13 protein-coding genes and 1 pseudogene are annotated in these 13,913 nt (G+C 71.2%); 9 read left to right on the forward strand and 5 right to left on the reverse strand.

The genetic code is table 11. From position 1 onward, the window contains the following. Nucleotides 1-206 precede the first annotated feature (206 nt). Nucleotides 207-1,382, forward strand: coding sequence for a low temperature requirement protein A (locus tag ACFYY8_RS37810; protein WP_390049612.1), 1,176 nt, complete (start codon nt 207-209; stop codon nt 1,380-1,382). Nucleotides 1,383-1,391: 9 nt separating this feature from the next. Here the strand turns inward: ACFYY8_RS37810 and ACFYY8_RS37815 are convergent, their stop codons facing one another. From ACFYY8_RS37815 to ACFYY8_RS37825, 3 genes are all read right to left on the reverse strand, one after another. Next, nucleotides 1,392-2,483: a hypothetical protein gene (locus tag ACFYY8_RS37815; RefSeq protein WP_390049614.1), complete on the reverse strand. Its 1,092-nt coding sequence runs from the start codon at nt 2,481-2,483 to the stop codon at nt 1,392-1,394. Nucleotides 2,484-2,716: 233 nt separating this feature from the next. Next, a complete protein-coding gene (locus ACFYY8_RS37820; RefSeq protein ID WP_390049616.1) occupies nt 2,717-3,157 on the reverse strand; it encodes a YybH family protein in 441 nt (146 codons plus the stop codon). A gap of 71 nt (nt 3,158-3,228) precedes the next feature. Continuing rightward, nucleotides 3,229-4,167: a GlxA family transcriptional regulator gene (locus tag ACFYY8_RS37825; protein ID WP_390049618.1), complete on the reverse strand. Its 939-nt coding sequence runs from the start codon at nt 4,165-4,167 to the stop codon at nt 3,229-3,231. Nucleotides 4,168-4,268: 101 nt separating this feature from the next. On the opposite strand from ACFYY8_RS37825, the gene ACFYY8_RS37830 reads away from it, so the two are divergent. Continuing rightward, entirely contained in the window at nt 4,269-4,910 is a 642-nt protein-coding gene (locus ACFYY8_RS37830; protein WP_390049620.1) for an HD domain-containing protein, read from the forward strand. Here the strand turns inward: ACFYY8_RS37830 and ACFYY8_RS37835 are convergent, their stop codons facing one another. Continuing rightward, on the reverse strand, nt 4,911-5,651 hold the full coding sequence (locus tag ACFYY8_RS37835) for a TetR/AcrR family transcriptional regulator (RefSeq protein WP_390049622.1): 741 nt from the start codon (nt 5,649-5,651) through the stop codon (nt 4,911-4,913). Between the two features lie 30 nt (nt 5,652-5,681). Here ACFYY8_RS37835 and ACFYY8_RS37840 point away from each other — a divergent pair, with 30 nt between their 5' ends. Next, nucleotides 5,682-6,902 (forward strand): FAD-dependent monooxygenase, encoded by a 1,221-nt coding sequence (locus tag ACFYY8_RS37840; protein ID WP_390049624.1) that lies wholly within the window; start codon nt 5,682-5,684, stop codon nt 6,900-6,902. Between the two features lie 75 nt (nt 6,903-6,977). On the opposite strand, the gene ACFYY8_RS37845 is transcribed toward ACFYY8_RS37840, so the two are convergent. Further along, a complete protein-coding gene (locus tag ACFYY8_RS37845) occupies nt 6,978-7,826 on the reverse strand; it encodes an NAD(P)H-binding protein (RefSeq protein ID WP_390049626.1) in 849 nt (282 codons plus the stop codon). Between the two features lie 110 nt (nt 7,827-7,936). On the opposite strand from ACFYY8_RS37845, the gene ACFYY8_RS37850 reads away from it, so the two are divergent. The 6 genes and pseudogenes from ACFYY8_RS37850 to ACFYY8_RS37875 all read left to right on the forward strand — a co-directional run. Further along, nucleotides 7,937-8,920, forward strand: a complete 984-nt coding sequence (locus ACFYY8_RS37850) for an Lrp/AsnC family transcriptional regulator (RefSeq protein WP_390049628.1) — start codon at nt 7,937-7,939, stop codon at nt 8,918-8,920. A gap of 118 nt (nt 8,921-9,038) precedes the next feature. Further along, nucleotides 9,039-9,695, forward strand: a complete 657-nt coding sequence (locus ACFYY8_RS37855; protein WP_390049629.1) for a HEAT repeat domain-containing protein — start codon at nt 9,039-9,041, stop codon at nt 9,693-9,695. A 6-nt stretch (nt 9,696-9,701) separates the two neighbouring features. Then, nucleotides 9,702-10,715 carry a HEAT repeat domain-containing protein gene (locus ACFYY8_RS37860; protein WP_390049631.1) on the forward strand — a complete coding sequence of 338 codons (1,014 nt, stop codon included), beginning with the start codon at nt 9,702-9,704 and terminating at the stop codon, nt 10,713-10,715. A 92-nt stretch (nt 10,716-10,807) separates the two neighbouring features. Next, nucleotides 10,808-11,575: a hypothetical protein gene (locus ACFYY8_RS37865; protein WP_390049633.1), complete on the forward strand. Its 768-nt coding sequence runs from the start codon at nt 10,808-10,810 to the stop codon at nt 11,573-11,575. A 217-nt stretch (nt 11,576-11,792) separates the two neighbouring features. Then, entirely contained in the window at nt 11,793-12,212 is a 420-nt protein-coding gene (locus tag ACFYY8_RS37870; protein ID WP_390049635.1) for a hypothetical protein, read from the forward strand. 296 nt (nt 12,213-12,508) lie between these two features. Further along, nucleotides 12,509-13,850 (forward strand): annotated as a pseudogene (locus ACFYY8_RS37875) (transposase); the annotation flags it as partial. Between the last annotated feature and the right edge of the window lie 63 nt (nt 13,851-13,913).

A 13,913-nucleotide genomic window follows, 5' to 3' on the forward strand; every position in this document is an offset into this window, starting at 1 on the left:
GGATGGCGGCGGGCCGCCGGGCGAGCCCTCCGACCGGCGCGGACGCTCTCCTTCGCGTCCGCGCCGGTCGGAGCGCCGGGCCGGGGAGCCGTCCGTTCACGAGAGCCACGTCGACGCTCACCCGGTGTCGCTACCCGACGTGATCGCCCGCTGACTTATCGTGAATACATGCCGAGCCGGATCATGACCCTGTCAGGTGTTCCGGCGTGAGCGCGAGGTCGGACGCCGGGCTGCGCCGTGCCGTGTCCCCGCTGGAGCTGTTCTTCGACCTGACCTTCGTCTTCGCCCTCAGGCAACTCGCGGAGCACCTGCACGCCGAGCTGTCCTGGCGTGGCGCCGCCGAGACGGCGGTGATGCTGGTCGCGGTCCTCAGCACCTGGGTCCTCACCAGCTTCGACGCCACCTTCCTGGACATCACGCGGCCCCGGACCCAGGGGCTGGTGCTGGCGGTGATGGGCCTGGGCCTGTTCATGAACGCCCAGATCCCGCACGCGTTCGCGGCCCGCCCGTGGGCGTTCACGGTGCCGCTGGTGGCGATCCTGCTCCTGACCGGCGCGACGGCCGCCCTGACCACCTCGGTGGCCGTCCTGCGGAGCCACTACCACCGGGTGCTGGTGTGGGCCGCGGTCTCGATTCCGCTGTGGCTGGTCGGGGCCGCGGCCGATCCCGGGTCCCGGCTGGTCTGGTGGGCCGGTGCCGCCGCGGTCGACCTGGCCGGGACGTGGCTGAGGCACCCGCTGCCCGGCAGGGTCTTCCCGTCCCGGCACTTCGTGTTCGACGCCGAGCACATGGTGGAACGGATCCGGTTGTTCCTCATCCTGCAGCTCGGTGAGACGGTGCTGACCATCGGATCGGCGATCTCCGACGCCCCGGTCGACGTGCCGACGACGGCCGCCGCCTTCGGGGTGTTCGTCGCGCTGGTGTGCCTGTGGGCCACGTACTTCCTCGGCGGCGAGAAGATCGTGACACGGCAGATCGCGATCACGGCCGACCCGATGCGGTCGGTCCACCGCGCGGTGAACGGCCTGTACGGCACGCTGACCGGCCTGGTGATCGGCGCGGTCGGCTCCGAGCTGGTGATCGGCCACGCCACCGGCCCCGGCAGTGCCCAGGTGGGCCTGCTCCTGTGCGGTGGCCCGATCCTGTACCTGGCCGCACAGGCGTGGTGGTACTACGTCACCACGGGACGGGCGTGGGTCGCACGGCTTCTCGCGTGCGGCGCCTGCGCCGCCGCCGGGGTCGCGGCGCGGTGGCTGCCGCCGCTGGTCTCGGTGCTGATCCTGGACGTCGTCCTCGTGGTGCTGGTGGTCGTGCTGACCCGGGTGCACCGCCAGGTGGTCGAGGCGCTGGACGCCGGAGGCGGGGACCGGCGGGGCGGTTGACGTGCGCCGTCAGGCCTTTCCCGTGATGGTTTCGAGCCCGTCGTCCCAGCGCCAGCGTGCGTGGTGGCCGCTCAGGTGGACGCCGCCGATCCAGCGGTCGAGGCCGTTGAGCGCGACGTGGTCGGCCTCGCCCGCGAGTACCCGTGCCCCGGTTTCGGTCAGGTGCAGGCGGGTGGCGTGGCCGGCTCGGCGGTCCCCTCGCTCGGCGTCGAGCAGCGGGACCGGCGCGCGGACCATCCGGTCGATCATCGCGAAGTACCAGATGTCTCCGAGGTACGGGCGTGTTTCCCGCGCCGCCGCGCGGATGAACGCGGTTCCTGCGTCGGGCGCGCCGTCGGCGACCGCGGCGAGTACCCGTCGTTCGGCCAGCGAAAGCCCGTCGCGGGTGGCCGGGTACTCCCGGCTGAGCCGGTCGAACGCCTCGCCGAGGAAGCGCAGCTCGGCCGAGTGGCTCGCGGCGACGGCGCCGAGGCCGTCGGGGGTAGGCGCCCGGAAGGCGTCCCAGGCGCGGGTGGCGAGCCGCAGCGCGTCCGGGGTCAGCCGGGCGCACGCCTTCGTCGCGGGCAGCTCGCGCAGCTGTTCCACGGTCAGCTGGCCGAGGCCGCCGAAGCGGGCGATGCCGGGATGCTCGCCGATGCAGATCAAGGTGACGCGCCGCGCGGGAACGCCCAGGTCGGCGAGGCGGGCGAGGATCTGGATGATCTGCAGCTGGTCGTACAGGTCCGCCTCGAACCACAGCACGTACTCGCCGTTCCGGTTGTCCTCCAGGACGCGGTCGCGTTCGGCGAACATCGCTGAGGCCTCACCCCGTTCGTCCGCGCCCGCCTCGGCGAGGAAACCGGCCCTGACGCGGCGGAGCTCCTCGGTCCCCACCGCGGGCACCGGGCCGTCGTGCAGGACGTCACGCCAGAACAGCACGCGCCGGGCGAGCCCGGTTCCCGGCAGGGCCGTGCCGTCGCCGTTGCTGACGTGCAACGCCGTGGCCATCCTGTCGCCGACCGGCCGTTCGGCGAGGAGCCTGCCGCGGGCGGCGGCGTACGACTCGCCGGTCTTGGCCATCCGGGCGCGCACGCGTCGTTTGAAGTCGGGCTGCTTCGTCATGGTCGTCTCCCACGCGGCCAACCGTGGATCCCCCAGCGACCGGTACGGCGGCACGCGATCGGCAACGAAGCTCCGGCCGAGAGGTGGACCTCCCTTTGCCTCCGTGGGTGACCCGGCTGGGGCGGGTCGCCGGAGGTTCGGCGCGGACGGTCGCCGTCCCGTCAAGGTATCCCATCTCACCGTGAGAGTCGCGAACCGGCCGGGCCGCCTCAGACCGAGTCTCCCGCCGACCGTCAGGGTTCCAGGTCGGTCACCCCTCTGCCGGTCGCGATGTCGAACGGCACGGAGGCCTGGTCGTGCACGATGAGCCAGTCGCCGTCGATCTTCTGGAAGCAGAAGGTGCCCCTGACCCATATGCCGCTCGTCGCGGTCCCGTTCCTCGACGTGCCACTGAGCCGGCCGAAGCCGTACCCGAACGCCACGTCGTCACCCACGACGAGTCTCAGGTCGCGCACCTCGTAGGTCACGTCCGCGAAGAACGCGAACACGTTCGCCCAGTTCCTGAGTTTCGCCGCCACTCCGACGTGCCTCAGCGGAGGTTCCACGTCGAAGGACACGACGTCCGCCGCGTAGAGACGTTCCAGGCCCTCGAGGTCCTTGGCCTGGATCGCCTCGACCAGCCTGCCGAGGTGCCGCCGGAGAACGGTCTCGTCTGTTTCGCGTCGCGTGGTCATCGCCGCCCGCCCTTTCTTCCGGTGTGGATTTCCTGTCTCTCACCGTTACGACGGCGTGGACGCTCCGAATGTCAGGTCGTGGTGCCGAATCGTCTGCGGTACTCGGTGGGGGTGGTGCCCAGGTGGCGGGCGAAGGTCCGCCGCAGGGTCTCGTCGCTGCCGAGACCGCTGTGCCGTGCCGCCGAGGTGATGCTGTGCCCGTCGAGGAGGAGCTGCTGCGCGCGGTCGAGACGGACGCGTTCGACCCAGCGGGCCGGAGTGGTGTTCAGCTCCGTCTGGAACAGCCGGGTCAGGTGCCGGGTGCTGACCGACGCGGAGGCGGCCATGGCGGGCAGGCTGTGGTCGGCCGCCGGGTCGGCGAGCACGGAGGCCGTCAGTGAGCGCAGCAGGTCGCCGCGTGCCGGTGGGGTCGCCAACGCCGTGGAGAACTGTGACTGGCCGCCTGGGCGCTGCATGAACACGACCAGTTCACGGGCGATGTCCCGGGCCGCGTCCGCTCCGTGGTCGTGTTCCACCAGCGCGAGGGCCAGGTCGATGCCCGCGCTGATCCCCGCGGAGGTGACGTAACGGCCGTCCCGGATGTGCAGGGCGTCCGGCTCGACGCGCACGAGGGGGTGGCGGCGGGCGAGAGCCCGCGCGTGCCGCCAGTGGGTGGTCGCCCGCCGGCCGTCGAGCAGGCCGAGCGCGGCCAGGACGAAGGCGCCGCTGCAGACCGAGGCGACCCGTGCCGCCCGGTCGGCGAGGGCGGCGACCGCTGTCAGCAGTTCGTCCTCGGGGCCCCGCTCCGCGAGGTGGTCGGCTCCGGCGACCACGACCGTGTCGACGGGCCCGGCGTCGGCCGCGGTGGTCGTCGCGGCCAGCGTCGGCCCGGAGGCCGTCCGGACGTCGCCACCGCGGGGGGAGACCAGGACCGAGGTGTACCGGCCCGCCTGGTGCAGCACCTCCAGGGGACCGCTGACGTCGAGCAGGGTCACGCCGTCGAACACCACGAAGGCCACCCGATGCGTCATGTCGGAATCTGTGGTTCACATGGCCGTATGGACATGGTGTCAGGGTATGGCACCGGGTGACCCTGGAGGAGTCAACCGATCGAGGGCGAGGAGAGGCAGTCATGACGGGTGAATCGATCGCGGGTGTGCGGATCCCGGACAGCGCCCTGGCGCGTGAGGCGACCGAACTGGTGCGTGAGGCCGCCTCCCCGCTGCTGTTCGACCATTCCCGGCGGGTGTTCCTGTTCGGGGCGCTGCGCGGCCGTGAGCAGAGGCTGGACTTCGATCCGGAGCTGCTGTACGTCGGGGCCATGTTCCACGACCTGGGGCTGACCGAGCGCTTCCGCCGTACCGACCAGCGTTTCGAGATCGACGGCGCCGACGAGGCCCGCCGCTTCCTGAACGCCCACGGTGTCACCGGAGAGCCGGCCGACCGGGTCTGGACGGGGATCGCCCTGCACACCACCCCGGAGATCCCGCTGCACATGGCGCCCGAGGTGGCCCTGATCACCCGTGGCGTGGAGTTGGACGTCCTGGGCATCGGCTATCACGCGGTCTCCGACGAGCAGCGCGAGGCCGTGGTCTCGGCCCATCCCCGGCCCGACTTCAAGAACCGGATCCTCGCCGCCTTCACCGAGGGCATCAAGGACCGCCCGGAGACGACCTTCGGCAACGTCAAGGCCGACGTGCTGGCCCACTACGTTCCCGGCTTCCGGCGCGGTGACTTCGTCGAGGTCATCAAGGACTCCGACTGGCCCGAGTAGTCACCCGCCCGTGGCGCGGATCAGCGCGGCCACGCCGTCCAGGATCCGGGCGAGCCCGAACCGGTAGTCCAGCCGCCGCTCGTCCGCCGGGGTCTCCGCGGGGTAGTCGTAGGCGCCCGCGTCGACAGCGGCGCGCAGCGCGGGGAAGCGCCGCCCATCGACCAGGCCGCCGAGTAGATCGCTGTAGGCGGCGATCGACTCGCCCGAGGCGGCCTGCCCGAGGTCGGCGCCCAACCGCGCCACGGTGTGCATGTGGCTGGCGACCAGCAGGGCGACCCCCACCTTGTCGGCCTCGCTCAGCCCGGTGTCCTTCAGCGCTCCCAGGGCACGGTCGGTCCACGCAAGCTGGTTGGGGGTGATCGGTGGCCCGGTGATCGGCAGGCGCACGATCCAGGGGTGGGTGTGCAGCATCTCCCACTGCGCGCGGCACCAGCGCTCCAGGCCGGGCCGCCAGCCCTCACAGGGCTCGTCCAGCTCGGCGGGCAGTGCCGCGACCTGGTCGAGCATCAGCAGCAGCAGCTCGTTCTTGCTTCTGACGTACCGGTAGATCGACATCGTGGTGAAGCCGAGCCGTTCGGCGACCCGCGCCATGGACACGGCGTCGAGGCCGTCGGCGTCGGCCAGCTCCACCGCCGCCTGGACGACGCGGGACAGGGTCAGCCGGCTTCTCCGCTCCGGCTCGGGCTCGTCGAACCGGGCCCACAGCGCGCTGAGACCCGCGGGTAGCTCTTCTTCCTTCACCCGCGAAGTGTATGACATAGATTGATGTGTATGACATACACATCACTGGTCGTTGGCGGCGGCATCGCGGGCACACTGAGCGCGATCGCTCTCCGCAAGGCGGGCATCGAGCCGGTCGTCTACGAGGCCTACGAGCACGGCGCCGACAACGTGGGCGCCTTCCTGACGCTCGCGGTGAACGCGCTCGCCGCGTTACGCACCCTCGGCGTGGACGTCCGCGAGATCGGCTTCGAGACGCCGAGGATGACCCTCACCAGCGGCTCCGGCAGGAAACTCGGTGAGCTCCGGTACGGCGATCCCCTGCCGGACGGCACCGTCGGCAGGACCGTCAAACGAGCCGACCTCTACCGCCTGCTCCGCGAGCACGCCGTACGGCAGGGCGTGCGGATCGAGTACGGCAGGCGGCTCGTGGACGCCCACGGCGGGGGAGACGGGGTGCTGGCGAGGTTCGCCGACGGCGGCACGGCCGAAGGAGACCTGCTGATCGGCGCCGACGGCCTGTGGTCGCGCACCCGCGAGATCATCGACCCGGCCGCCCCCGGCGTCCGCTACTCCGGGCTGCTCAACACCGGTGGCTACGCGCACGGCGTCCGGACCGGCGCCGAGCCGGGGGTGATGAGCGCGATCTTCGGCAGGCACTGCTTCTTCGTGCACCTCACCCATCCGAGCGGGGAGGTCTGGTGGGCGGCGAACCCGGCCAGGAAGGTCGAACCGACCCGCGCCGAGCTGGACACGATCGACCCACAGGAGTGGCGGGCCCATCTGGTCGAGTTGTTCCGGCGCGACGCCGGTCCCGCCGCCGACCTCGTCGCGGCCTCCGGCGAGATCTTCCCCGCCTGGAAGACCTACGACGTCCCCTCCATGCCCCGGTGGCACCGCGACCGGATGATCATCATCGGGGACGCCGCCCACGCCACCGCCCCCTCGATCGGGCAGGGCGCGGCCATGGCCATCGAGGACACCGTCGTCCTGGCCAAGTGCCTGCGCGACAGCCCCGGCGTCACCGCGGCCTTCACCGCCTACGAACGGCTCCGGCGCGAACGCGTGGAGCGGGTCGTCGACCAGGGCAACCGCACCGGAGGCTGGAAGGGGCTCGGGCCCCTGGCGCGCATACCGCGTGATCTCGTCATGGCCGCGGGGATGAGATTCATGGCCCGCAGGGGTGCGGATCCGAGTCGCTGGATCTACGACTACCGCGTCGACTGGGACGAGCCGGTCACACCGGCGACCGGCCTGTTTCGCAGTACGTGACGGCGGCCGGGGTGATCACCGGTTCGGCGTGTTCGACGACCAGGGGTGCCGTCCGGTTCCGTCCGAGGTGGTCGTTCATCGGAAGGACTCGCGGTGGTCGTGTGCCCACTGCTGGAAGTCGTACGGCGGACGCCCGGTGAGGCCCTCGACGGTCGAGGTGACCAGGGACGAGGCCGAGCGCTTCTCGGCCGCCGCCAGCAGCGCGTCCACCAGGGCGGGGGGACGGCCGTCGGCGAGCATCCGCGCCCTGGCGTCCGGCACGGGGACCTCCTCGAAGCGGAGTTCACGGCCGATCGCCGTGCCGATCGCCCGGACCTGCTCGGGGCGGCCGATCACCCGGGGCCCGGTCAGCAGGTGGGTCGCGCCCAGGTGGGCGTCGTCGGTGAGCGCGCGGGCGGCGACGGCCGCGATGTCACGCGGGTCGATGACCGCCGTGGCCGCGGTGAGCGGGCCGCGCACCACCCCGGTGGCGCGGATCTGGTCGGCCCAGCCCAGGGTGTTGCTGGCGATCGTGTCCGCCCGCAGGACGGTCCGGGGCAGGCCGGACCTCTCGATCAGGCCCTCCATGTCGGCGTGCACCCTGAAGATGGGGTCGTCCCGTTCCTCGGGCCGGCCGTCCACGCCGATCGACGACAGGTAGACCACCCGCCGGGCGTGTCCGCCGATCGCCTCCAGCACCGCGGGCGCGCCCTGGGTCGTGAGGAAAGGCCAGATCAGGAAGACCGTCCTGACCCCGGTCAGCGCCTCGTCCAGCCCTCCGGGCGCGTCGAGGCTCCCGGGCACGACGCCGACGCCGTCGGGCACCCGGACCGACGCGGCCTTCTGCGGGAGCACCAGGGCGCGGACGCCGGGGGCGCCCGTCGCGCTCAACCGGGTGAGCACGTGCCGTCCGACGTTTCCCGTCGCCCCTGTCACCAGAATCATCGCCTCGTCCTTTCGTCTCGGTACCCGACGAACTCTGTGGCGCGAATGAGCCGCCGGACAACTCAGAAGCCGATTGACGGCCTGAATCCGACATCAATTAGCTTTCAGTGGTGGGAATCGACGTTGCGGACGAGCTGGACCGGCGGCTGATCCACGCGCTCCAGCTCGACGCGCGAGCCCCGTTCAGCCGGATCGCCGAGGTGCTGGGGGTCTCCGACCAGACGGTGGCGCGTCGTTACCGGCGGCTGCGTTCGGCCGATCTGCTCAGGGTCGTGGCGGTTCCGCCCGCCAACTTCCACGCGCACGGACGTTGGCTGCTGCGGTTGCGCTGTGTCCCGGGAGCGGCGGACGGGATCGCCTCCGCGCTGGCCCGCCGCCCGGACACGGCCTGGGTGCAGGTCGTCTCCGGCGGCACCGAGGTGCAGTGCGTCACCCGCGCACGGATGCCCGGCGACGGCGAGCGACTCCTGGAACGCCTGCCCCGTGGCGGACGGGTGGTGGACCTCGCCGCCTACTCGCTGCTGCACACCTTCTACGGCTCGCCCGGAGGCGTCCGGCTGCTGAACGCCCTCACCCCGCAGGAGGCCGACCGGCTCGGCCCCGGGCCTGACGCGGTGACCGGCACCGACCTTCCCCACTGCGACGCCGACGACCTGCGCCTGCTGAACGTCCTGGCCCGCGACGGCCGCACCGGACCGGCCGAGCTCGCGGCGGCCACCGGCTGGTCGCCGTCGACCGTCCGGCGGCGGATGGACGAACTCCAGGCCCAGGGGGCGCTCCACTTCTACACCGAGTTCGACGTCGCCTACCTCGGCTATCGTGCGGGGACGCGACTGTGGGCCTCGGTCCCGCCCTCCGAGCTGACCGCCGTCGGAGAGGCCCTGGCCTCCCATCCCGAGGTGGTCTTCGCCGCCGCCACCACCGGGCCGACCAACCTGGCCGCCACGGTGATCTGCACCGACGCCCACGACACCTTCCGGTACCTCACCCAGCGCCTGGCGGCCCTGCCCGCCATCACCCATGTGGAGACGACCCCGATCATCCAGACCCGCAAACGCCTCGGCCGCCTCCTGCGGACCACCCTCGACGACTGAACCCGGCCCGGTGCCGCCGACCGGTCCGTACTGCCGGGCGAACACGGGGCTCCGGGGTGATCCCGCTTGACCTTCACACGGTGACAAGGTCTTCACTGCTGCCGAGGAGGTGGTCCCGATGACCATTCAGGAACAGGACGCGGTTCTCCGAGGGCTGGAGGACGGCCGCGAGTCCGTACGGCTGCGGGCCGCGATGGCGATCGGCACGACCCCTGACCCGCTGTTCGTCGACAGGCTCATCGAACGATGCGCGATCGAACCCGAGTTCTACGTGCGCGATATGCTGACCTGGGCACTCACCCGCCACCCGGCATCGGTGACGGTTCCGGCGCTGCTCAAGGAACTCCACTCCGAGCGCGCGCAGGCACGAAGCCAGGCGCTGCACACGCTGTCCAAGATCGGCGATCGGCGGACATGGCCGGCGATCACCCATGCGCTTCTGACCGACTCCGACGACGAGGTGGCGCGGAGCGCCTGGCGGGCTGCGGTCATACTCGTGCCCGAAGGGGAGGAGGCCGGGTTGGCCACGGTGCTGGCGACGCAGCTCGGGCGCGGCGAACGCCAGACGCAGCTGAGCCTCAGCCGGGCGCTGGTCGCGCTCGGTGAGGCGATCGTGCCGGCCCTGCGCGCCGCGGCGACGGACCCCGGGCCGCGCGTGCGCGCGCACGCGATCGCCACGGAACGGCTGTTGAACGACCCGGAGACCGGATTCGAGTTCGCGATCGAGGAGGCCAAGCGCGTCGTAGCCCTCGGCACGACCGGCAAGGAGGAGTGACAGGCGGTGTTGATCGGTGATGTGGCACGACGGTCGGGGGTCAGCGCCCGCATGCTCAGGCACTACGACTCGCTCGGCCTGGTACGGCCGACGGGCCGTAGCGGCGCCGGCTATCGGGAGTACTCAAGCGAGGACGTCCGCCGGATCTTCCACATCGAGAGCCTTCGATCTCTGGGACTGTCACTGCGTGACGTCGGGCGCGCGCTCGACGATCCCGACTTCACGCCCTCGGATCTCGTCGACGACCTCATCCGCCAGACGCGGGAACGCATCGCGGCCGAGACCGAGCTGCTGACGCGGCTGCGTCAGATCGACGCCGTGGAGCCCGCCGACTGGGAGGAGGTCCTCCAGGTCGTCGCGCTCCTGCAGGCGCTGGGCTCGAAGAGCGCGGGCAGGCGCCAGCGCGCGGCCCTGTCCTCGGTGTCCTCTGTCGAGGAGGTCGCGGTGCCGGTCGAGGCACTGGTCGAGGCTGCGCTGAGCGAGAAGGACCCCAACGTCGCCGGAGCCCTCCGCTGGGCTCTGGCGCAGTCGGGTGACGACGGTCTGGCGCTGCTGGCGGAAGGCCTCGGCTCACCGGTGGCGGAGGTGCGCGAACGTGCCGTCCAGTCCGTCGCCGAGATCCAGAACGGCAAGGCGACCACGCTGTTGAGAGAGGCCCTCACGAGCCCCGACGGCGTGGTCCGCAGGCACGCGGCGCTGGCTCTCGGGGCGCGTGGGGTGTCCGCCGCGATCCCCGCGCTCATCGACGTCGTCGTCGAGGGGACGAACGACGTCGACGCGGCCGACGCCCTGGGGGCGCTGGCGCGCCGTCCCGCGCTGGCGGACCGGATCGCCACCGGGCTCGTCGACCGCCTCACCCGCGGCGGCGCCGGACCGTCCGTACGCCTGCGGCTGGCCCAGGCGCTCGCGGACATCCCGGGAACCACGGCGTCACAAGCCCTCACGGATCTGTCGCACGACGAGGACCGCGCCGTCGCGCTCACCGCGACATACATCCTCGGCATACGCGACGCCCGATGACGATCCGTCCCCGGAGTTGTGCGCGTATCGTCCGAGGCTCCGGCCGGCCCGGCCCGGTCTAGAATGACGGGCTCGGCCTATATGGTCGCGGCATGAGTTCCTCCTCGAATGTCTCAGGCCCGTGGTCGGAACAACTGGCCGGTGCCTTTGAGATCCTGCTCGGCCGTCCGTTGGCTGGTTTCGACGCCAACGCCGTCTACGCGACGTTCTTCGGCGGCGACCTCGTCAACGAGCTCGGCTTCACGCGGGACTCCATCTGGATGAACCCGGCCGTCCTCCACGGTGCTGAGCCGGTTGTCTGGGACTGCCCGGTCTTCGACCTGGAGGAGCCGCTGCTGGAGTTCGACGCGAGCCGGTCGGTCTTCGAGTTCGACAAGGCGGGGCTTCCGCCGGAGTTCGAGGCGGACCTCGCGGCGGCGTGTTTCTCCGGCCGTCTCGTCCTGGGTGATGACCTGGCTCCTCTGTTGGCGCGACACGACCTCTCCGCGTCCGATCTGCGCGGCACCTGGACCGTCTGCTACCCGCGGCTGGTCTCGGACGGCACGCTCCTCGACGCGATGCGAGTCGCCACCGCGCTCGGCACGGGTCCCGAAAGCCTCCTTCCCTTTGCGGCGGAGGCAGCCGAGGAGTGGCGGGAGGCACTGGCCGACCGCACGTCGCCCGAGTTGTTCGCCCACTTGAGCTTCTTCTGCACCGAGGGCGAAGAGGGGCTGATGTACCTGCGAACCGAACGGTCGGGCGGTGACCTGCTCGCCGACGAGGGCTGCACGCTGATCGCCAACTGGGAGGAGGGCCAGGGTCAGGTCGAGTTCGCGGTCGTCCAGGTCGGCGAGCTCCTGGCGGCACCGCGCCCGTCCTGAGGCGCGCGGCAGGCGGTACGGCGCCGTCGGCTTCTCGAAATGCGGCGCACCGCTGACCGGCGAACGGCGCGAGGATCCGGACCGGCTACTGATTTCGTGCGGGCCCGGTCGCTGCGGACGGGCGATTCGGTGCCGGTGTCCTGGCGGGCGCGGGCTGATCCGGGACCTGCTGGGGCTCCGGGACTTCGCCGCCGCCGAGCAGGAGATCACGGAGTATGTGGCGTCGCGGGTGGCGACGACGCGGGACTCACGGCGGGAGCTGTTCGACCTTGTGGTGCTGCGGCTGATCGAACCTCGGGTGCGGGCGCGGGAGCGGGACCGGGTGCTGACCGCGCTGGGTCTTCCCGCCGACCCGCGTGAGCACCTGGCCGAGCTCGCCGACGTCTTGGACGGTGCGTTTCGGGAGGTTGGCGCGGGTCTGGCCACCGACGACGCGGCCAGGATCAAGGATGGGAAGCTGTCGCCGGCCCGGTCGCGCGACCCGAACGCCGCTCCGGACGATGCGGCCGAGGAACGCCGCACCACCTTCCACGCCACCCAGACCACCATCACGATCGGGATCTACGGGCCGGACGCCGCCGACCGGATCACCCCCTGCGCGCCGCCCTGGCCGTGCTCGTCGCCAAGCACGGGCTGAGCGCCCGCGAGGAGCCTTGGTGATCCTGATCATGCACAGAGGGCGTCGGAATTAGCCGATTTCCCGACACCCTCTGCGCACTCCTCCTGGAAACCGGACATTGAGTTACGAACCATGACGTCGGATGGCCGGTTCCGCACACGAATTGACGACAGGATTTCCCGACAGGAAAAGTCGGGCTCAACCCCTTCCCGAGGAGAGCCCGGTGCGGATCGTCTACTCCCGCGTCTCCACCGTGACCCAGTCCCTGCTGCGCCAGCGCCACATCCTCACCGAGGCCGGCCTCCTCGTCCGCCGACGGGCGGCTGCACCTGGCGGCGCTGGAGCCGGTCCCCGAATCAGACACTCTGGTGGCGTTGCGGGCGGCGGTGGAGGCGATGATGCCCCGGGTGGACCTGCCCGAGGTGCTGCTGGAGGTGTTCTCCTGGACCGGCGCCGATGCCGCGTTCACCTCCGTCACCGGGGAGGCGGCGCGGCTGGCCGACCTTCCGAGCTCGATCGCCGCGCTGCTGGTGGCGCACGGCTGCAACGTCGGGATGGCCCCGGTCATCGGCGGCGCCAAGGCCCTGCGGCGTGATCGGTTGTCCCATGTCGATCAGACTTATCTGCGGCTGGCCACGTACAAGGCCGCCAACGCCACCCTCATCGACGCCCAGGCAGGCATCGGCCTGGCTCAGGCCTGGGGTGGCGGGCTGGTGGCTTCGGTCGACGGGATGCGTTTCGTCGTGCCCACCGCCACGATCCACGCCCGGCCCAACCCCAAGTACTTCGGGCGGGGCCGCGGCGCGATCTGGCTGAACATGCTGAACGACCAGGCCTCGGGCCTGGGCGGCATGGTCGTGGCCGGTACCCCGCGCGACTCGTTGTATGTGCTGGACGTGCTGTATGACCGCGACGGCGGCCGCCGCCCCGAGACGATCGTCACCGACACCGCCGGCTACAGCGACATCGTCTACGGGCTGCTCACCCTGGCCGGGTTCTCCTACGCCCCGCAGCTGGCCGACCTGCCCGACCAGAAACTGTGGCGCGCCGACCCCCGCGCCGACTACGGCCCCTTGCAGCACATCGCCCGCAGCCGTGTTTCCTTGGACAAGATCGAGCGGCACTGGGACGACATCTGCCGCGTCATCGCCTCCATCCACACCGGCGCGGTGCGCGCCCACGACGTGATCCGGATGCTGTCGCGCGATGGCCGCCCCACTCCGCTAGGAGAGGCGATCGCCCACTACGGGCGCATCCCGAAAACCCTGCACATTCTGCGGATGGCTGATGAGCCGGACTATCGGCGCGAGATCAAGGCCCAGTCCAACCTGCAAGAAGGTCGCCACGCCCTGGCCCGGCGGATCTTTCACGGCAAGCGCGGCCATCTGCACCAGCGCTACCACGAAGGCATGGAGGACCAACTCGGCGCGCTCGGCCTGGTCCTCAACGCCGTGGTGCTGTTCAACACCCGCTACATGGACGCCGCCGTAACCCGGCTGAGGGTGCAGGGCTTCGGCGTGCGCGATGAAGACGTCGTCCATCCACGCGCATGTGAACATGCTGGGCCGCTACTCCTTCGCCCTGCCTGAGTTGCCCGGAGGACTGCGCCCCCTGGGAGATCCGGATGACATCCGCGACGATGACATCGGCGGTTGACCAGCCAGGTGCTGGCGTGCCGGGCGCCTCTCGCTCAGGCTGTGGGGTTCTGTGCGAGAGGCT

Source organism: Streptosporangium sp. NPDC001559, from assembly GCF_042893955.1.
Taxonomy (GTDB): Bacteria; Actinomycetota; Actinomycetes; order Streptosporangiales; family Streptosporangiaceae; genus Streptosporangium.